Origin of the sequence: Natronobacterium haloterrestre (assembly GCF_900112205.1) — an archaeon.
Lineage (GTDB): Archaea > Halobacteriota > Halobacteria > Halobacteriales > Natrialbaceae > Natronobacterium > Natronobacterium haloterrestre.
On record NZ_FOKW01000004.1, the window covers coordinates 343249 to 362117 of the forward strand.

16 protein-coding genes are annotated in these 18869 nt (G+C 66.6%); 8 read left to right on the forward strand and 8 right to left on the reverse strand.

Annotated features, from left to right (window positions below):
- Positions 1-17 precede the first annotated feature (17 nt).
- Both BM113_RS10630 and BM113_RS10635 read right to left on the reverse strand, forming a co-directional pair.
- Entirely contained in the window at positions 18-2594 is a 2577-nt protein-coding gene (locus BM113_RS10630) for a heavy metal translocating P-type ATPase (RefSeq protein WP_089787809.1), read from the reverse strand.
- An 81-nt stretch (positions 2595-2675) separates the two neighbouring features.
- The gene (locus tag BM113_RS10635) at positions 2676-3440 is read right to left on the reverse strand and encodes a helix-turn-helix domain-containing protein (protein WP_089787811.1); all 765 of its coding nucleotides are present in this window, start codon (positions 3438-3440) and stop codon (positions 2676-2678) included.
- A gap of 159 nt (positions 3441-3599) precedes the next feature.
- Here BM113_RS10635 and BM113_RS22300 point away from each other — a divergent pair, with 159 nt between their 5' ends.
- The 3 genes from BM113_RS22300 (at position 3600) to BM113_RS10650 (ending at position 6394) form a co-directional block, all read left to right on the forward strand.
- Positions 3600-4028, forward strand: coding sequence for a hypothetical protein (locus BM113_RS22300; protein WP_089787888.1), 429 nt, complete (start codon positions 3600-3602; stop codon positions 4026-4028).
- Between the two features lie 154 nt (positions 4029-4182).
- Positions 4183-4728 (forward strand): hypoxanthine/guanine phosphoribosyltransferase, encoded by a 546-nt coding sequence (gene hpt, locus BM113_RS10645; protein WP_089787813.1) that lies wholly within the window; start codon positions 4183-4185, stop codon positions 4726-4728.
- 238 nt (positions 4729-4966) lie between these two features.
- Positions 4967-6394 (forward strand): uracil-xanthine permease family protein, encoded by a 1428-nt coding sequence (locus tag BM113_RS10650; RefSeq protein WP_089787816.1) that lies wholly within the window; start codon positions 4967-4969, stop codon positions 6392-6394.
- Positions 6395-7194: 800 nt separating this feature from the next.
- Here BM113_RS10650 and BM113_RS10660 read toward each other — a convergent pair.
- Entirely contained in the window at positions 7195-8346 is a 1152-nt protein-coding gene (locus BM113_RS10660) for an acyl-CoA dehydrogenase family protein (RefSeq protein WP_089787818.1), read from the reverse strand.
- A 115-nt stretch (positions 8347-8461) separates the two neighbouring features.
- On the opposite strand from BM113_RS10660, the gene BM113_RS10665 reads away from it, so the two are divergent.
- Together BM113_RS10665 and BM113_RS10670 are read left to right on the forward strand one after the other, a co-directional pair.
- Positions 8462-10435, forward strand: a complete 1974-nt coding sequence (locus BM113_RS10665; protein WP_089787821.1) for a 3-hydroxyacyl-CoA dehydrogenase/enoyl-CoA hydratase family protein — start codon at positions 8462-8464, stop codon at positions 10433-10435.
- A 176-nt stretch (positions 10436-10611) separates the two neighbouring features.
- Positions 10612-11184, forward strand: a complete 573-nt coding sequence (locus tag BM113_RS10670) for a HalX domain-containing protein (RefSeq protein ID WP_007140653.1) — start codon at positions 10612-10614, stop codon at positions 11182-11184.
- A gap of 205 nt (positions 11185-11389) precedes the next feature.
- On the opposite strand, the gene BM113_RS10675 is transcribed toward BM113_RS10670, so the two are convergent.
- From BM113_RS10675 to nikR, 5 genes are all read right to left on the reverse strand, one after another.
- Positions 11390-13588, reverse strand: a complete 2199-nt coding sequence (locus tag BM113_RS10675; protein ID WP_089787823.1) for a two-component system sensor histidine kinase NtrB — start codon at positions 13586-13588, stop codon at positions 11390-11392.
- Between the two features lie 116 nt (positions 13589-13704).
- Positions 13705-14856: an acyl-CoA dehydrogenase family protein gene (locus tag BM113_RS10680; protein ID WP_089787825.1), complete on the reverse strand. Its 1152-nt coding sequence runs from the start codon at positions 14854-14856 to the stop codon at positions 13705-13707.
- Positions 14857-14947: 91 nt separating this feature from the next.
- On the reverse strand, positions 14948-15382 hold the full coding sequence (locus BM113_RS10685; protein ID WP_089787827.1) for a hypothetical protein: 435 nt from the start codon (positions 15380-15382) through the stop codon (positions 14948-14950).
- A 123-nt stretch (positions 15383-15505) separates the two neighbouring features.
- Positions 15506-15883, reverse strand: coding sequence for a cupin domain-containing protein (locus tag BM113_RS10690; RefSeq protein ID WP_089787830.1), 378 nt, complete (start codon positions 15881-15883; stop codon positions 15506-15508).
- A 184-nt stretch (positions 15884-16067) separates the two neighbouring features.
- Complete coding sequence (gene nikR, locus BM113_RS10695) at positions 16068-16496, reverse strand: nickel-responsive transcriptional regulator NikR (protein ID WP_007140646.1); 429 nt, start codon at positions 16494-16496, stop codon at positions 16068-16070.
- A gap of 119 nt (positions 16497-16615) precedes the next feature.
- Here nikR and BM113_RS10700 point away from each other — a divergent pair, with 119 nt between their 5' ends.
- The 3 genes from BM113_RS10700 to BM113_RS10715 all read left to right on the forward strand — a co-directional run bounded on the left by BM113_RS10700 (position 16616) and on the right by BM113_RS10715 (position 18815).
- Positions 16616-17407 carry a creatininase family protein gene (locus BM113_RS10700; RefSeq protein ID WP_089787832.1) on the forward strand — a complete coding sequence of 264 codons (792 nt, stop codon included), beginning with the start codon at positions 16616-16618 and terminating at the stop codon, positions 17405-17407.
- A 90-nt stretch (positions 17408-17497) separates the two neighbouring features.
- Positions 17498-17974 (forward strand): Lrp/AsnC family transcriptional regulator, encoded by a 477-nt coding sequence (locus BM113_RS10705; RefSeq protein ID WP_089787834.1) that lies wholly within the window; start codon positions 17498-17500, stop codon positions 17972-17974.
- A 391-nt stretch (positions 17975-18365) separates the two neighbouring features.
- Positions 18366-18815 (forward strand): response regulator, encoded by a 450-nt coding sequence (locus BM113_RS10715; RefSeq protein ID WP_089787838.1) that lies wholly within the window; start codon positions 18366-18368, stop codon positions 18813-18815.
- The last annotated feature ends 54 nt before the right edge of the window (positions 18816-18869 follow it).

Genomic DNA, 18869 nt, shown 5'->3' on the forward strand with positions numbered 1-18869 from the left:
GGCGAGTCCGACGCCGACTACCGCGCGTCGTCGCCCTCGAGGTCGGTCGGCGTCTCCGGTTCGACGCCGGCGAGTCGCATCGCGTTGCTCGTCACGCCGAGGCTCATCCCCATGTCGCCGATGACGACGGCGTGGATCACCGTCACGATGCCGAAGGGTGCACCGGCCGCGAGGACCGCCTTCACGGCGAGGCTCGCCCAGATGTTCTGCCGGATGACGCCGTTTGCCTTCCCGGAGAGTTCATAGAGGTACGGCAGGCGGGTGAGGTCGTCGCTCATCAGCGCGACGTCGGCCGTCTCGAGGGCGGTGTCGGTGCCCGCGGCCCCCATCGCGATGCCGACGGAGGCGGTCGCCAGCGCGGGCGCGTCGTTGATGCCGTCGCCGACCATGGCGACGCCTCCCCCGTCCGCACTCCCGTTCGCATCCACGCTCCCGCTCTCGCCTTCCAGCCGGTCGATCCACTCGAGTTTCTCGTCGGGTAGCAGTTCCGCGTGGTACTCGTCGATCCCCACCTGCTCGGCGATCGCACGGGCCGTCCCCTCGTTGTCACCGGTGAGCATCACGACGCGGACCCCCTGCTCCTGGAGCCGCGAGACCGCCCACTCGGCTTCCGGACGGACCCGGTCCGCGACCGCGATCACGCCGACGGGTCCGTCCTCGGTGCCGACGATCACGACGGTCTTCCCCTCGGACTCGAGTTCGGGGACGAGGTCGGTGAGCACGTCGAGACAGCCCGGGCGTTCACACTGCGAGTCGCTGTCGTACCCCATCGACGCGAGGTCGACCCCGCCGTCGGTCGTCGCGTGGACGTGCTCGAGGTCGGCGAGCCCCTCGAACAGGTCCGGCTTGCCGACGTAGAGCGTTTCGCCGTCGATCTCGGCCCGCACGCCCTTGCCGGTCAGCGCCTCGAACTCCGCGACCTCGGGGTCGTCCGGATCGAGCCCCTGCTCCTCGGCGTAGCCGACGATCGACCGGGCGATCGGGTGTTCGCTGCGGCGCTCGGCCGCGCTCGCCCGGCGGAGCACGTCCTCCTCGTCGGCCCCCTCGAGCGGGATCACGTCGGTCACCGAGAGGTCGCCCTCCGTCAGCGTTCCCGTCTTGTCCACCGCGAGAACGTCGCTCTCGTCGACCGCCTCGAGGTGACGGCCGCCCTTGATGAGGACGCCGTTACGGGCGGCGCTCGTGACGCCCGAGACGACGCTGACCGGCGTCGAGATGACGAACGCGCAGGGACAGGCGATGACGAGCAGCGTCAGCCCCCGCAGGAACCAGGTGTTCCAGGACGCCCCGACCAGCAGCGGCGGGAGCGCCGCCACCGCGAGCGCGAGAACGACGACGATCGGCGTGTAGACGCTCGCGAACCGGTCGACGAACTGCTCGCGCTCGGTCTTCTCGCGCTCGGCGTCCTCGACCATCCGGACGATCCGCGAGAGCGTCGAATCAGCGGCGGCGCGTTCGACCTCGACCTCGAGGTAGCCCGACTCGGCGATCGTCCCGGCGTAGACCTCGTCGCCCGTGGACTTGTCCTCGGGGACGCTCTCGCCGGTGATCGGCGACTGGTCGACCGCGCTCTCGCCCTCGCGGACGACGCCGTCCGCGGGGATCTTCTCGCCGGGACGAACGACGACCACGTCGCCGACCGCGAGGTCGTCCGCCGGGACCGTCTCCTCGCCGTCCTCGGTCTTGACGGTCGCGACGTCGGGCGAGAGGTCCATCAGTTCCCGCAGCGAGTCTCGGGCCCGATCCATCGAGAACTGCTCGAGCAACTCGGCGATCGAGAACAGCACGGCCAGCATCGCGCCCTCGAAGGGGTGGTGGGCCGCGACCGAGGCGACGATGCCGACGCTCATCAGGAAGTCGATGTCGAGGCTCCGGTTGCGCGCCGAGTAGTAGCCGTTGCGCAGAATCGGCGCGCCGCCGACCGCCGCCGCGAGGATGAAAAGCAAGTGCGAGAGTTCGTAGGTCCGGCCGGCCACCGCCCCCACTGCGGGGTCGAGTCCGGGGAGGACGAACTCGAGGGCCATTCCCGCGGCTACGAGGACGGCCGCGATCCCGGTGCCGACGGCGCGTCGGCTCCGCCAGACGGCGCGTTCCTCCGAGAGCGGATCCGCGCCATCCGACAGCGGGGTCGCGTCGTACCCCGCGCCTTCGACGGCCTCGACGATCTCGTCCGGCGCGGTCCCCTCGTCGACAGTCACGGTCACGCGCCCCGAGGCCGGCCGCGTCTCGATCCGGTCGACGCCGTCGACGCCCTCGAGCGCGTTCTCGACTTTCCCCGCACAGGAGGGACAGTCCATCTCGGGGACCGACAGGGCGAGTTCGGCGTCCTCGTCCTCGATGGTGTAGCCGGCGGCCCGGACGCGCTCGCGGATCTCGTCGGGGCCCGTGACGGTCGGGTCGTAGTCGACGATCAGCCGGCCGCTTGTCACCCGCGGATCGATCCCGTCGATCCCCTGGAGGGTCTCGACGCTGTTCGTCACCTTGCCCGCACAGGACGGGCAGTCCATCTCCGGGACGCGCAACTCGAGACGACGCGTCGCGCTCGAGTCGGGCGCGGAACCGGATGGGGTCGAGGTGGAAGACGACTCGGTCATCACGTGGTTGTAGTCACGGAACGGATAAACAGGTTATTTGGCGTGCGCCAACTCGTGGGTCGGCGCGGGACGAGACGGCCGCTACAGTCGGGTCGCGAGTTCCTCGAGCGCATCGTCGGTCTCGGCGTCGGCCGCGGCGAACGCCGTCGCGAGTTCGGCCTCGGCCCGGCGAAGCCGGTAGGACAGCGTCGATCGCGGGATCTCGAGTCGGTCGGCGAGCTCCGAGAGGTCGATCCGGCGCGGCGTCTCGTAGTAGCCGTGTTCGACGGCCGCCCGCAGCGCCTCGCGCTGTTCGTCGGGGAGCGATCGATCGGCGTCGGGATCGAGGGGGGTCCGCTCGGGGTCGAGTTCGGTCAGTCGTAGCATCTCGATCCCGGTACAGCCGCCGACCTCGTCGCCCAGCGCGTCGAAGAACGCGTGGACCGGCGCGGTGTCGTCGAGGACGATCCGCCAGCGATACCGTCGGCCCTCGCGGTAGGTCTCGAACAGCAGCCCATCGCCCAGGTGCTCGAGGGCGACGTGGGGCACCGACGTACAGACGTCGGTCCGCTCCCAGTAAGTGTAGACGACGAGTTCGTCGCTCGAGCGGTCCAGTACCTGCACGTCGCAGCTAGTTCCGCAGCCGTCGTTGACCAGACAGTCGGCGAAGTAGTCGTCGTTCCCGTACGCGCGCTCGAGGGCCTCGAGCCCTTCCGCCGTCCCCTCGGCGTGGTCGACGCGCCAGAGGCTGTCGGCGCTGGCGTGACACGACAGCGATCGGATCGACGTCTCGGGGTGGTCTGCGAGCACGTCGGCGACCGGGTTCGTGCCCGGTTCGTACTCGAGGGCGAAGACGAACTCTCTCATTACCTACGTGAAGGGGCTCACGCGACAAATGACTTCCCGATGGGCACCGTAGCAGTATCGATGACTGTTCCGGTACAGACGGCGGCCGCGGGATCACGTCTCCGGGATTTTTGGACCTTCTACCGGGAATATACGGAGACGACGATCCACACCGCCACGATGGCAGCCCTGACTATCTTCGGGCTGTTGATCTTCGTCGACCCGCTGTTCACGGTGCTCGCGATCGGTAGCTACGTCCTGCCGCCCATCGGGCTGTACGTCGGTAAAAGGGGGCGACGTGGCCCATCGAGCCGCGGCTCCAGGGACGTCGCATCGGAACCTGCCGATCCGTTCGCCGGTCGCACGGAACGAAAGCAGCGGGACGATCGTTCGATCGACGATCCGGTCGGTGACGGGACGCATCCGGAGGTGGGTACTGACGCAAGCCTCGGTGACGATGGCGACGGGACCGATACTGATTCGGATGCCGACTCCGACACCGACACCGATTCCGACACCGACTCCGACACCGATTCCGACACCGACTCCGACTCCGACACCGATTCCGATTCCGACGACGGAGATACCGACACGGATCACAGCGGCTGAGGGAATCCCGTCGAACGAACGGGATCCGGGCCGGTCACTCGAATGCGATCGACCGGATTCGACCGACAGTTCGATGAACGGCGGTTTCCTCGAGTCGAGACCGGTTCCCGAGCGAGAACGAACCGTTTTTGCCGTGATTGGTCCAACCGACGCCATGGATCGACTCCTCGCGTCCCTCGACGACGCGCCGATCATCGACAAGGACGGCTACGAGTACCTCGTACACCCGATCAGCAACGGCGTTCCGATGCTCGATCCCGCGCTGTTGCGCGAGGTCGTCGTCGAGGTCATGCGAACCGCCGACCTGGACGTCGACAAGATCGTCGCGCCCGAGGCGATGGGGATCCACCTCGCGACCGCGGTCTCGCTACAGACGGACATCCCCCTGGTCGTGATCCGCAAACGGGAGTACGGACTCGAGGGCGAGGTCTCGCTCCACCAGGAGACGGGCTACTCCGAGTCGGAGATGTACATCAACGACGTCGAACCCGGCGACAGCGTCGTGATCATCGACGACATGCTCTCGACGGGCGGCACCCTGGCGTCGATCTGTACCGCGCTCGACGACATCGGCGCGGAGATCCGTGACATCGTCGTCGTCATGCGGAAGGTCGGCCCCTCCGCGCTCGACGAGACGGAGTTCGAGGCGACGAGTCTCATCGACATCACGGTCGAAGACGGCGAAGTGACGGTTCACTGATCGGGGCGAACCGGCCGCTCGTCGACCGCCCTCGAGTTTTCCGTCGGGTCGACCGGTAGCCGCGGGACTCGCATCCGCGGCGGTCACACCCTTCCGGACGGCACTGCCTGACTCGACTCGAGCGAGTGGGTCCGCCGATTTGTATGCACATATCTGTATACATCGGGGCGAATGAAGCGAGTATCTAAGCTCGTATACGAAATTTTTTACCCCCTCGTTCGTAACGTGGCTTCCATAGATGGCGAACGAACCCGGGGATGGCATTCAACTCGAGTACGAACTCGACGAACAGCCGCCGTGGCCGAAGTCGATCCTGCTTGGGCTCCAGCACGTCGCAGTGATGATCGTGCCCGCGACCGCGGTCGCCTACATCGTCGGCGGCGGCGTCGGGCTCGGCGCTGCGGACACGGCCTACATCGTCCAGATGGTGTTGCTGTTCTCCGGCCTGGCGACGATCGTCCAGGCCTACACCGTCGGACCTGTCGGCGCGAAACTACCGATCGTGATGGGAACCAGTTTCACCTTCGTCGGCGCGGCGACGACGATCGGCGCAGACTTCGGGATGGCCGCCGTCTTCGGCGCGATACTGGTCACCGGCTTCGCCGTCGAGGGGCTCATCGGCTGGCAGTTCAAACGGATCGAACCGTTCTTCCCGCCGCTGGTCACGGGCCTGGTCGTCGTCATCATCGGCCTCTACCTGATCCCGGTCGGCATGGACTACGCTGCCGGCGGGGCCGCCGCACAGGAGGCGGGCGAGTTCGGCGCCGTCCAGCACATCGGGCTCGCGGCACTCGTACTGGCCATCGCGGTCGGGCTCAACATGTTCACGAGCGGAGTCACGCGACTGCTGAGCATCCTCGTCGCGATCGCGGTCGGCTACGCCGCCGCGGTCGCCGCCGGCCTCGTCGACTTCTCGCCGATCGGGGAGGCCGACTGGGTCGCCGTCCCGTCTCCGACTCACTTCGGCCTCGAGTTCGAACCGATCGCGATCCTCGTTTTCGCCTTCCTGTTTCTCGTCTCCGCGATGGAGACCGTCGGCGACATGTCCGGGATCACGGCCGCCGAGGGCCGGAACCCGACCGACGGGGAGTTCCGCGGCGGGCTGTTCACCGACGGATTGATGAGCTCACTGGGCTCGCTGTTCGCCGCGTTCCCGGTCACGTCGTTCTCCCAGAACGTCGGCATCGTCAACTTCACCGGCGTGATGAGCCGCCACGTCGTCGGCATCAGCGGGGTCATCCTCGCAGTGCTCGGCCTGAGTCCGAAGGTCGGTGCCGTGGTAACGACGATCCCGAGCGCGGTCTTCGGCGGCGCGGTGCTTTTGATGGTTGGCATGGTTGCAGCGAGCGGCGTCCGGCTGATCGTCCTCCACACGGAACTGAACCGGCGGAACATGGTCATCGTGGCCGTCTCGCTGGGCCTCGGACTCGGCATCGCGACCACGCCCGACGCCATCGCGGGCCTGCCGAGCGCGGCTCGAACGTTCTTCGGCGAGCCGGTCATCCTGACCGCGCTGTCGGCGCTCGTACTCAACACCCTGGTCCCCGGTGAACAGAGCCCGCTGTTCGATGCCGTCTCGAGCGATGAAAGCGAGGGGACGACCGGCCAGGACCCGGATCCAAACCCCGATCCTGATCCGGCGGCGCCGAGTTCGGGTGGCGACTGATACGGATCCCTGTGCCGGTGTGCCGGCGCAACCGCGGTCCGGCGGCTGTTGCACCGGAACTGACGGACCGTAAACCGCATGCGCCAGTCGTCGTTTTCTCCAGACGGTCGTGTCGGCCCTCGAGCGATCGATCCCGTTGTCTTCTTTCACAGCCCGAACGAGTCCGTCGTCCCGAAACGCGAGTGAAGTGCGGCTGGCGCTAGGGTTAGTCTGCGGCGACGAACTTGTGGCCGCCACCGTCGGTGTCGATCCCGGACTCGTCTTGCTCCTCGGCATCGGCTCCGGAGGTGCTGGGGCGCGTTCGGCGACGTATATCGCCCCGTCGTAGACCGGGGGCGTGCTCGAGACGTTGCCGTCGAAATCGACGTGCCAGACCGCTTCACCGGTTCGGTTCTCGACCGCGACGAAGAGATGATCGAACCGCCACTCGCGTTCGACCGCGTCGGGGACCGTCTCCTCCGGATAGTACCCCCTCGTTCGCGGTGCCGCGGAACTGCGCGACGCCGTCGGGGAGCGTCTGTGACGGTACCGCATCGTCGCGCTCGACGAGAGGGTCGGAACGCGATCGGTCGCGGACCGAGCCGAGACAGCCCGCCGTCATAGCAACGGTAGCAGCGCCGACACCTCGGAGACGCCCGCGCCGAGAGATCGAAGGTCATCGGACCGATCCTCTCGCTGCGGAAATGTGAGAATCCTGTAATTAGGCAGTTCCGAGGCGGAGGGACCGGTATTCGTCGACGCGGTCAAAAGGGGGACGGAAGTCGTCGCGATGTGAGGGACCGACGAGCTCGGCTACGGGGTTAGAAGCCCTTGCCGAGCATCTCGCGGGCGATGACGTTCTTCTGGATCTCGCTGGTTCCCTCGTAGATCTGGGTGATCTTGGCGTCGCGGTAGAACCGCTCGACGGGGAAGTCGTCGACGTAGCCGGCCCCGCCGTGGATCTGAACGGCTTCGTCGGCGACGTCGACGGCCACGCGGGAGGCGTACTCCTTGGCCATCGACGCGAGCTTGGTGATGTCTTCGCCCTGGTCGACCTTCCAGGCGGACTTGTAGGTCAGGTTGCGGGCGGCCTCGGTGTCGGTCGCCATCTCGGCCAGCTTGTGCTGGATGGCCTGGAACTCCGAGATCGACTGCCCGAACTGCTCGCGGTCCTGGGCGTACTCGAGGGCCGCACGCGTGGCGCCTTTGGCGATACCGACGCCCTGGGCGGCGACGGCGGTCCGGGTCTCGTCGAAGAACTGCATCTGCTGCATGAAGGCAGCGTCCCGGGTGCCGATGAGGTTCTCCTCGGGGACGCGGACGTTGTCGAAGACGAGTTCGGCGGTGTCCGAGGCACGAATACCCAGTTTACCGGTGATCTTCTCCGCGGAGAAGCCGTCGCGGTCGGATTCGACGACGATCTGGCTGAAGCCGTTGTACCGGCCCTCGGCGTCGGGATTGGTTTCACAGAGGACGACGAAGAAGTCGCCGACCGTCCCGTTGGTGATCCACATCTTGTTGCCGTTGATCACCCACTCGTCGCCGTCCTTCTCGGCGCGGGTCGAGACCGAGGACACGTCCGAGCCGGTGTCGGGTTCGGAGATGGCCGCTCCCGAGATCTTCTCGCCTTTCGCGATGGGCTCGAGGTACCGCTCTTTCTGGTCCTCGGTGCCGAAGTTCATGATCGCCTCACAGCCGAACGACGTGGAGACGATCGACAGTGCGATGCCGGGGTCGTACGAGAACAGTTCCTCGGTGATGATCGACGTATCGAGGATCGAGTAGCCGGCGCCGCCGTACTCCATCGGGATGTACGGACCGGTAAGCCCCATCTCGGCGGCCTTGTCGACGACATCGTGGGGGTACTTCTCCTCCTCGTCGTACTCTCCGGCCACGGGGACGATTTCGTTCTCGGCGAACCGCCTGACTTCCTCGCGGATCTGTTGCTGCTCTTCGGTGAGACCGAATTCCATAGACAATAGTTACCGACCGACCGATAAAGACCTTTGTAACCAGATATAAACTAAATTGTAGTTTCCTTTACGAAATAGGGAAACGTTGAAACGCCCACCCATTGCATGTTAGCCCATGGAGCTGGAAGATATCAACACCATCGCAGTTCTCGGCGCAGGAAACATGGGCCACGGCATCGCGGAGGTCGCCGCGATGGCAGGCTACGACGTGAACATGCGCGACATCAAAGAGGAGTTCGTGCAGGACGGCTACGACCAGATCGAGTGGTCGCTCGGAAAACTCGCCGAGAACGACCAGCTCTCCGAGGAGGAAGCTGATGCCGCCTTAGAGCGCGTGACGCCGCTCGTGGACATGGAGGAGGCCGTCGGCGACGCCGACGTCATCATCGAGGCGGTCCCGGAGAAGATGGAGATCAAGAAGGACGTCTACGGCGAAGTCGAGGAGTACGCGCCCGATCACGCCGTCTTCGCGACGAACACCTCGAGCCTCTCGATCACCGAACTGGCCGAGGTAACGGACCGGCCCGAGCAGTTCTGCGGGATGCACTTCTTCAACCCGCCGGTCCGGATGCAACTCGTCGAGGTCATCTCCGGCGCCGAAAGCGCCGAGGAAACCCTCGAGCTCACCGAGGACCTCGCGGAGGACTTCGGCAAGACGCCCGTCCGCGTCCACAAGGACTCGCCGGGCTTCATCGTCAATCGCATCCTCGTTCCCCTGATGAACGAGGCCTCCTGGCTCGTCAGCGAGGACGAGGCGACCATCGCCGAAGTCGACTCGACCACGAAGTACGGCATGGGACTGCCGATGGGCAGTTTCGAACTCGGCGACCAGGTCGGCAACGACGTCAGCTACCACGTCCTCGAGTACATGCACGAGGTGCTCGGCGACGCCTACGAGCCCGCGCCGCTGCTCGAGGAGAAGGTCGAAAACGAGGAACTCGGCAAGAAGACGGGCAAGGGCTTCTACGACTACGAGGACGGAGAGGGCGTCGACATCCCGACCGACGAGCAGTCGGAACTCGTCGAGAAGCGGCTGCTGGCCTCGATGGCCAACGAGGTCGCGAAGCTGATCGGCAACGACGTCGCCCCGCCCGAAGCGATCGACGAGGCCGTCCAGCTGGGTGCCGGCTTCCCCGACGGTCCCGTCAAACAGGTCGACGAGTACGGCCTCGACGAACTCCTCGAGACGCTCGAGGAAGCCTACGAGGAGACCGGCCACGAACGCTACGCGCCCGCTGATTTCCTCGCGGAGCGGGCCGAGGAGGGCGGCTTCTACGAGACCGACGCCGAAGCGGAGGGCGTCGACTTCGACACGATCCGTCTCGAGTACCCCGGCGACATGGTCGGCCACGTCGTGCTCGACCGGCCCCACCGGATGAACACCATCAGCGGCGAGTTGCTGGACGAACTCTCCGAGGCGATCGACATCCTCGAGGACGACGACGAGGTGCGGGCCATCCTGCTCACCGGCGAGGGCGAGAAGGCCTTCTCCGCGGGCGCGGACGTCCAGAGCATGGCCGGCAGCGGTGCCGACCCGATCGAGGCCCAGGAGCTCTCCCGGAAGGGCCAGGAGACGTTCGGCAAGCTCGAGGCCGCCGACGTGCCCGTCGTCGCGGGCATCGACGGCTACTGTCTCGGCGGCGGCATGGAGCTTGCGACCTGTGCGGACATGCGCGTCGCCAGCGAACGCTCCGAGTTCGGCCAGCCCGAACTCGACCTCGGACTGCTGCCGGGCTGGGGCGGCACCCAGCGGCTCAAGCACATCGTCGGCGAGGGCCGCGCGAAAGAGATCATCCTCACCGCCGAACGCTACGAGGCCGAGGCGATGGCTGAGTACGGCTTCGTCAACGAGGTCGTCGCCAACGACGAGCTCGCGGACCGCGCGCTCGAGCTGGCGACCGACCTGGCGGGCGGGCCGCCGATCGCCCAGAAGTACACCAAGCGCGCGTTCCTCGCCGGCCGCGACGACACCGACGCCGGCCTCGAGTACGAGGCCTCCGCGTTCGGGCACCTGATGGCGACCGACGACCTGATGGAGGGGATCACGGCCTTCATGGGCGACGGTGAGCCGGAGTTCGAAGGGAAGTAAGCGAACGAGAGACGACGGCCCGAGTCGCCTTCCCGGGCGGCGGTTCGATAATTCAGAATAATAAAACCGTGCTGAACGATCCGGCTGATCGACCTGTACGGTCGCGAGATTTATGACCCATAGGGACCATGACTGACGCGTGGCCGTAACCGATGACGAGCACGGAAGGGGATTCGATGGGTGACGAGCCGGACGTCCTCGTCGTTGACGACGAGACCCGACTTGCGGACCTGTTCGCCGCATGGCTCCAGACCGACTGGTCCGTCGAGACAGCCTACGACGGCGAGGAGGCCCTCGAGAAGATGGCCGACTCCGTCGAGGTCGTCCTTCTGGACCGTCGCATGCCGGGCCTCTCCGGCGACGAAGTCCTCGAGCGGATCCGCGAGAAAGGGTACGACGCCCGGGTCGTCATGGTAACGGCGGTCGATCCGGACTTCGACATCATCGAGATGGGGTTCGACGACTACCTCGTCAAGCCCGTCTCCAAGGACGAACTCCTCGAGATGGTCGACACCGTCTCGGATCGCTCCGATTACGAGTCGGAGATCCAGGAGTACTACGCGCTGGTCTCGAAGAAGGCGCTCCTCGAGTCCGAAAAACCCGACCGCAAACTCGCGGAGAACGAGGAGTATCAGGAGCTTTGCGACCGGGTCGCCGAACTCGAGGACCGCGTCGACGACGCGGTCTCGCAGATGACCTCCCACGACGAGTTCGTCGGCGCGTTCCAGAACCTGCAGTCGGAGAACTGACCGGCCCACCCGACCGAAGCCGACCGTCGTCGAGCGACGACGAAGTCCCGTCCCTCGTCCACCGTCACCCATCCCTGCTCGCACGCGTTTTTCGCCGTTCGACAGTCCTTGCTCTGCGGATCGAGTACCGTTCCAACCGTCGACTGATGGGTCGAATCGGCCCGCGCGAGCGGATTCGACCCATCAGTTCAGGCTTGGACCGCCACTAGCTCGAGTCCCGCTCCGCTCGGTCCGCTGCGAACTCGAACCGGAACTCGAATCGCGCGCCGCCCGATCGGCTCTCGGTCGCCGTCACGGCCCAGCCGTGGCCGGTCGCGACCTCGCGGACGACCCAGAGACCGATTCCCAGCCCCTCCGAGGACGACGATACGGAGGGATCGAACACGTTCTCGCGCTCGCGCAGTTCCTCCGGCAGGCCGGAGCCATCGTCGGCGACGAAGAAGCCGGTGACGGTGCCGTCGGCCTCGAGCGGTCCCGTACGGACGGTGACGTCGCTGCCGCCGTGTTCGACGCTGTTCCGGAAGAGGTTCTCGAACAGCCGCAGGAGCCGTCCCCGGTCGGCCTCGAACGGCGTCTCCCCGTTCGGGCGGACCGACGACTCGTGGACGACGAACGACGCCGACGGCGTCGAGACGTGGTCCCACGCCTCCGCGGCGACGTCCTCGAGCGTGACGGGTTCGGGTTCGGCCGCCCAGTCACCGCCGCGGGCGATCGAGAGGACGTCGTCGATGATCCCCTCCATGCGGTCGAGGCCGTCCCGGATCTGCTCGACGTGCTCGAGCGATCCGGTCTCTTCGATGAGGTCGAGATACCCCTGGGAGACGCTAAGCGGGTTCCGGAGGTCGTGGCTGACGACCCGGGCGAACGCGTCGAGGCGTTCGTTCTGCTCGCGGAGTTTGCGCTCGCTTCGCTTGCGCTCGGTGATGTCCCGGACCACGCCGACGATCCCCTCGAGGTCGTCCCCGCCGCCGAGGACCGCGACCTGTCCCTCACAGGGGATCGTCCGGCCGTCCTTTCGCTCGAGGGTCAGTTCGACGGTGTCGGTGCTCTCGTCGGACGCGAGCAGCGATCGTACCGTGGCTTCACCGGCGTCGACGTCGTCGCCGCCGAACAGGATCGAGACGTGTTCCCCGAGCAGCCCTTCGCGGCTGTAGCCAGTCATCTCCGTCAGCGCTTCGTTGACGGTCATGAAGTGTCCGTGATCGTCGAGCACGCACATGCCGTCGCCCGCGGTTTCGACGAGCCGTTCGTACCGTTCGAGGACCCGTTCCTGCTGGTCGAGTCGTCCGCGAACGGCGATCGTCTCGAGGACGTGGGAGGCGACGCGGGCGACCTCCCGGATCGCGTCCCGATCGGCGTCCGTGAGCCCGTCGGTGGCGTAAACGACGAAGACGCCGTACAGGTCGCCGATCGCCTCGGTCGCCGGACGCCGCTCGGTCGCGACCAGCGGTGCGGCGGCAACCGCCTCGACGCCCCGGTCCGCGGCCTGCTCGCCGAACGGGACCGCGCCGGGATCGCGCTCGAGGTCCTCGAGGTCGGCAACCTGCAGTTCGTGGCTCCGAACGGCCCGGTGAAGCACGGTTCCCTCCGCGCCGACTCCGAACGTTCGCTGTAGCGGCCACTCGAGTTCCGACGAATCGGTGATCCAGGGGACGATCTCGCTTTCGCCCCGGTCGTACTCGCCGACCCAGGCGAACGCGAACCGGTCGCTGTCGGTGAACTCCTCGCGCAGGCTCGCCTCGACGGACAGCGGCGAGGTGGCGTCGACCAGCCGCCGCCTGACGGCGGCGACGATCGACTCGAGATCGGCCGTCGGATTCGGTCGGTCCGGACTCGCGTCGCTCCCCTCTTCGCGGTCGGAATCATCGTGCTCGGAGGAGCCGTCGTACACCCGTTCCACCACCGCCCGCGCGAGATGCGCCGCGACGGTCGCGGCGTCGTCGGTCGACGGTCGATCGCTCTCGGTCAACACCGTGATACGGCTCTCGAGCCGGCGGAGGTCGTCGGTGGACGGCGCCGCGGGATCCCGCTCCGACTTGTCCTCGCTCTCGAGGCCCCAGTGAACGATCGTCGGGGCTTCTCGGGCCTCGGACTCGAGGGCCTCGAGCAGCGACGCGTCGGTCACGGCACGGTCTCCCCCGCGGGAATCGGCGTTCCCCTTCCTCGCGCCGGCCAGCGTCCGCGCGTCGAGAACGATCCCGTCGATGGAGTCGCGCTCGAGTCTCGCGGCGGCGTTCCGGGCGGACTCCGCGACGGTCACGTCTACCGGATCGTCCGTCAGCGCGAGGGTCAGTGCGGCCCGCGTGGAGCGGTCGCTGCTGACACAGAGGACGCGAGGCCGAGTTGCGGGCTCCTCGGTGCCGTCGGTATCGCTGTCGTCCGTGTCGCCGCGGACGGATCGCATCTTCCCGAAGCCTTTCCCTCGAAAGTGATCGTTCTTTCGGCCAGGAACGCCCGGGAGCCCGGTCGGACGTCGGACGTCGGACGTCGGACGTCGGACGTTGGACGAGGGAGACGGGATCAGGGAGCCTGTCCGTAGATCAAGTTCCGCTGGATCTCGTTTGCCCCCTCGTAGATGACGGGGATTCGGGCGTCCCGGTACGCCCGGGCGATCCGTCGTTCGTCGAGGATCGAGCGGCCGCCGTGGAACTGCATCCCCTGCTCGGTGACGTCGACGGCCGTCTCGGTCGCCTTCGTCTTCGCCATCGCGGCCCAGTAGCCGGCGTTCTCGCCGCTCTGGACCTTCTCGCAGGCCCGCCAGGTCAGCGCCCGCGCGCTCTCGAACTCGAGGAGCATGTCCGCCAGCCCGTGCTGGACCGACTGGAACTCGCTGATCGTCCGGCCGAACTCCTCGCGGTCGTGGGTGAACGCCCAGGCCTCCTCGAGGGCGGCCGCGGCGATGCCGAGACCGTGGCCGGCGACGATCACCCGGCCGTGGTTGAAGAACTCCGCGAGCATCCAGAAGCCCGCCCCCTCGGTGCCGATCAGGTTCTCCTCGGGGATGCGACAGTCGTCGAACTCGATGTGGGCCTGTTTGGAGGCGCGCATCGCCATCTTCTCGGGGATGTGTTCAGCCTCGTAGCCCTCGACGTCGGTGGGGACGATGAACATCGAGTGGTTGCCGTACCGATTCTCCTCGTTATCGCCGGTGCGGGCGTAGAGGGTGATCCAGTCGGCCTCGACGCCGTTGCCGATCCAGTACTTCTCCCCGTCGATGACCCACTCGTCGCCGTCTCTCTCGGCCGTCGTTTCCATCCCCGCGAGGTCGCTGCCCGTCTCGGGTTCCGAGACGGCCAGTCCGGAGAGTTGCTCGCCCTCCGCGACGGGCCTGATGTACTCCTCGCACTGTTCGTCGGAGCCGTACTCGTAGGTGATCTCGCAGCCGAAACTCGCCAGCTGGAGGGTGAGCGCGATCCCCGCGTCGGCCCGGTAGAACTCCTCGGTGACCGCGAGCAACTGCGGGAGATCGAGCCCCCGGCCGCCCCACTCCTCGGGGATGTCCTGGGCGACGAGGCCGGCCTCCTGCCCGGCCTCGAGGATCTCGTGAGGGTACTCGCCCGACTGGAAGTACTCCTGTGCGTTCGGTTCGATGTGTTCGCGGGCGAACTCCGCGGCTTCCTCCTTGATCTCGCGGGCGTGCTCCGGGACGATGCTGTCGTCGAGCGGTTCCATACGTCCTCGACCACGGCCGGCGGAATATAGCCGCGGCCTCCATTGGATGGGATCAGTGGCGGGGGCTTGGGGTTCGAGGGAGCGACCGCCGTTACCGCAGCGCCCGCACCAGTTCCTCCTCGTCGGCGGAGGCGTCGATCTGCCGATCCAGTCGGCTGGCGTCCCAGGCGACGTCGGTGAGCAGGTGGACGTACAGGACGGCGGCGGTCAGCACCGCGAGCGGGACGCTGGCGAGCGCGAGCAGCGCGACCAGCAGGCCGATCAGGAGGAGGTGGCTCAGGAGCCGCGAGAGCACGCCGACGTCGCCACGGTCGAAGATTCGACTCTGGTCCGCGACCGCCGCGGCGGGATTGGACAGACAGAACCGCACGGCGTCCCAGCTACCCGTTTTGAGACGAGCAATGAGGAAGTGGTCGAGGTCGATCAGGACGCCGATTGCGGTGCCGTAGACGACGAGCGCACCTGTCGGAACGGCGTAGCCGAACGGCGACACCGGCGGCAACGCGGTTACGATCGCCAGGGACACGACCAGGGAGACGACGGCGTGATGTTTCGAGTAGATCGGTCCTCACCCGGCCGGGTAGACGACGGCGAGTCACTAAACGGTCCCGCCCGCTCGCGGATTTTGTCCTCCCTACGGTGGCTCGTCTCAGCCGGCGAACCCGGAGAGTAACCACTCGTCGTCGTCGCTCTCTTCGTCCCCGATGCTCGGCGCGCTCACGAGCACGAACGCGCTCTCTGCGTCCCCGTTGCGGATCTGGCGCGTCGACTCCGGCGGGATCCAGAGGGCGTCGCCGGTCTCCATCTCGACCGGTTCGTCGTCGACGACGACCGTCGCCCGGCCTTCGATGAGCACGTACACCTCCTCGTGGTCGTTGTCCGTGTGGTCGTGGGGTTTGCTGTTCCAGCCCGGGTCACAGCGAGCGACGGTGACCCCGACCTGTTCGGTCTCGAGCGGGTCCGACAGGAAGTGCATCGCGCTCGAGACCTGGTCGACGTCCTCGTAGTTGACCTTCCGGTAGCTCATGTCGTCCGCTTCGAGGGGAGGACGGTAAAATTGCGCGCACAGCGGCACGTATTGTCGGTGTCGGTGTCGGTGTCGGTGTTGCGGTCGGAGTCGACCGGACGGATCGGACGGTCCGTTGTAGTTCGTCACCAGTAATCGTCGTCCCGTCGGAGCGATCACCGCTAAAACGCTACAACGCTCCGTATCAGTGATCCTGTGCGATCGGATCGAAGTCGTCGACCGGGATCACGGAATAGTCGACCGTCAACGCGTCCTGGGTCGCCCGGATCTTCCCGACGAACGTCGAGATATCCTCGAGTTCGCCCTCCAGGACGAACAGTTCCATACAGTAGTGGTCGCCGACGTGGCTGTGGAAGTTCGAGGCCACCAGGTCCTCGTGTTCGTGTCGCAGGTGCATCATCCGCTCCTCGACGCTCGTGGTCTCGTAGTCGAACAGGACGGTGACGATCCCCATGAGTTCGCGGTCCTCGAGTCGGGTGTCCTCGAACTCGCCGAGCAGGTTCCGGGAGGCCTCCCGGACGACTTCGCTGCGGCCGGTGTAGCCGTGTTCTTCGGCGAACTGGTCCAGCCGTTCGAGGAGTTCGTCCGGCATCGAGACGCTTACGACAGCCATATAATAACTCGACGGCAGTCGACTATTAAGGTTTACTATCAGGGAGCGGACGACGGCTGCGGGCCTCGAGCGAACGCCCCGTCGCACAACGTTTTGTGGCTTCGCCGGGAGATGAGGGTATGTACCTGCCACACCGGACCTGGCCCGAACTCGCGGAGCGGATCGACGAGGAGTCGCTAGCGGTCGTCCCGCTGGGCTCGACCGAACAGCACGGCCCCCATCTCCCGGAGGGAACCGACTACCTGATCGCCGAGGCGCTCGCGCGGGAGGCAGCCGATCGCACCGGCTTCCTCTGTACGCCGCCGCTCCCGATCGGAGTGAGCTCCCACCACCGCCAGTTCCACGGGACGATGTGGGTCGAGCCGCCGGTCTTCCGGGACTTCGTCGAGAGCTTCTCGCGGAACCTCACGTACCACGGGATCGACCGGATCGTCTACGTCAACGCCCACGGCGGCAACGTCTCCCACCTGCGGGAGGTCGGCCGCCGGCTCCACGAGGACGGGACCGCCTACGCCATCGAGTGGATGTGGGACGAGTCGATCCCCGACCTGATCGAGGAGGTCTTCGAGACCCCCGGCCCCCACGGCGGCCCCAAGGAAACCGCGATGATCATGCACATCGCCGAGGAACTGGTCCGGAAGGACCGCCTCGAGGACGCCCGCGACGGCGGGGCGACGTTCGACTACGACGCCGAGCACGTCCACGGCGCGACGACGTTCTACGACGCAGTCGAGAACAGCCCGAACGGCGTCTTCGGCGACCAGACCGACGCGACCCCCGAAATCGGCGCGGAGCTGTTCGAGGCCGCGACCGACCAGCTCGTCGCGCTGCTCGAGTGGCTCGACGACCGACCGCTCGAGGAGTTGCTGCCGGAGCCCCACGTCGAACCGCGGCCGACCGACGGTTCGTGACCGAGAGAGGACGGACCGCGGGCCGGCGGCCGTTTCGCCGGATGCGGGACAACCGAACCTCTTTTGAATTGGGTCCGAAAGGGCCGCCTGATGAGTTCCTTCGAACTCGACGACGTGGATCGCGGGATCCTCCACTTGCTCCAGGAGGACGCCCGCGACAACTCCCCGGCGACGATCGCCGAGGAGGTCGGGGTGGCACCGAACACGGTCCGGAACCGGATCGAGCGCCTGGAGGAACACGGCGTAATCGAGGGGTATCACCCACAGATCGACTACGAACGGGCGGGCTACCAGTTGCGCGTTATTTTCGTCTGTACCGTCCCGATCTCGGAGCGCCGGACGTTCGCGGACGAGGCGTTCGACATCGACGGGGTCGTTCGGGTCGTCGAAGTTCTCTCGGGTCGGGAGAACCTGGCCGTCGAGGCCGTCGCGGAGGACAGCGACGGGGTGACCGCTATCGCCAGCGACCTCGAGGACCTGGGCTGCGAGATCGCGGACGAGTGGTTCGTCAAAAACGAGCGCGTGCAACCGTTCGACCACTTCGGGATCGACGTGACGGACGAGTGATCGACGCCTCTCGATCGACCGTCGTTCCGTCGAAGACGTTGCGGATATCTTCAACGGCCCTGCCTGCGGATTCGCTCAATATATACCAACAGGATGCAGTATACCATGCATATTTGGTACAAAAGTTATTTATTACGCATGCGGATGGTGAAACGTATCGATGGGACGACGCATGCAGTACGGCGACGGGAGCACCGGTAGACCGATGGGGGAAGGGCCGGCCGCAGTCTCCGCAGGTTCCCGCGACGGAAGGGGATCGAGTCGCTACCGCGGGGAGACCTGCCGCCGGCCGACAACGGCCGACCACGTCGCGGGGTCCATACCGGACGACCGCGGCATCGACGTCATCGGGGCCATCGATCGTTGCCGCACGTCTCGCTCGAGTCACTGAATGTCCGCGGATACTCAGGGCGACGTCCTCCTGGTCGAAGACGATCCGGGCGACGCTACCCTCGTGGAGGAGGCGTTCGCAGCGACCGAGGGAGACACCCGTCTCCGGGTCGCCGACGACGGCTACGAGGCGCTCCACTACCTGAAACGGGCCGGAAACGCCGACCCGGATGCGCTCCCGGATCTCGCGCTCGTGGATCTGCAGCTCCCGGGGAAGGACGGCTGCGAACTGCTCGAGGCGATCAGAGCGGATCCACAGCTCCGGTGTCTCCCCGTGATCATGCTCACCGGCTCGGACGACGCGGACGACGTCCGCCGCTGTTACGAGGCGTCGGCGAACGCGTACCTCACGAAGCCGACGGATCTCGACGGGTTCGTGGCAATCGCGGAGTTGATCGAGCGGTTCTGGTTCGACCACGTTCAGTTGCCGCCGGTCACGCAGTCCCCGTAATACGGATTACTGTAACGATGTACCGGCACAACCGCGACCCGGGCGGCGGTTGCG

What these genes read in the sequence shown, in the direction of transcription:
- BM113_RS10660 (WP_089787818.1), bottom strand. Translation starts at nt 8,346, where the DNA reads ATGGAATTCGGTCTCACCGAAGAGCAGCAACAGATCCGCGAGGAAGTC.
- BM113_RS10635 (WP_089787811.1), bottom strand. Translation starts at nt 3,440, where the DNA reads ATGAGAGAGTTCGTCTTCGCCCTCGAGTACGAACCGGGCACGAACCCG.
- BM113_RS10690 (WP_089787830.1), bottom strand. Translation starts at nt 15,883, where the DNA reads ATGAGCTACCGGAAGGTCAACTACGAGGACGTCGACCAGGTCTCGAGC.
- BM113_RS22300 (WP_089787888.1), top strand. Translation starts at nt 3,600, where the DNA reads ATGGCAGCCCTGACTATCTTCGGGCTGTTGATCTTCGTCGACCCGCTG.
- BM113_RS10675 (WP_089787823.1), bottom strand. Translation starts at nt 13,588, where the DNA reads ATGCGATCCGTCCGCGGCGACACGGACGACAGCGATACCGACGGCACC.
- BM113_RS10705 (WP_089787834.1), top strand. Translation starts at nt 17,498, where the DNA reads ATGAGTTCCTTCGAACTCGACGACGTGGATCGCGGGATCCTCCACTTG.
- BM113_RS10665 (WP_089787821.1), top strand. Translation starts at nt 8,462, where the DNA reads ATGGAGCTGGAAGATATCAACACCATCGCAGTTCTCGGCGCAGGAAAC.
- BM113_RS10715 (WP_089787838.1), top strand. Translation starts at nt 18,366, where the DNA reads ATGTCCGCGGATACTCAGGGCGACGTCCTCCTGGTCGAAGACGATCCG.
- BM113_RS10670 (WP_007140653.1), top strand. Translation starts at nt 10,612, where the DNA reads ATGGGTGACGAGCCGGACGTCCTCGTCGTTGACGACGAGACCCGACTT.
- BM113_RS10650 (WP_089787816.1), top strand. Translation starts at nt 4,967, where the DNA reads ATGGCGAACGAACCCGGGGATGGCATTCAACTCGAGTACGAACTCGAC.
- hpt (WP_089787813.1), top strand. Translation starts at nt 4,183, where the DNA reads ATGGATCGACTCCTCGCGTCCCTCGACGACGCGCCGATCATCGACAAG.
- BM113_RS10680 (WP_089787825.1), bottom strand. Translation starts at nt 14,856, where the DNA reads ATGGAACCGCTCGACGACAGCATCGTCCCGGAGCACGCCCGCGAGATC.
- BM113_RS10700 (WP_089787832.1), top strand. Translation starts at nt 16,616, where the DNA reads ATGTACCTGCCACACCGGACCTGGCCCGAACTCGCGGAGCGGATCGAC.
- nikR (WP_007140646.1), bottom strand. Translation starts at nt 16,496, where the DNA reads ATGGCTGTCGTAAGCGTCTCGATGCCGGACGAACTCCTCGAACGGCTG.
- BM113_RS10630 (WP_089787809.1), bottom strand. Translation starts at nt 2,594, where the DNA reads ATGACCGAGTCGTCTTCCACCTCGACCCCATCCGGTTCCGCGCCCGAC.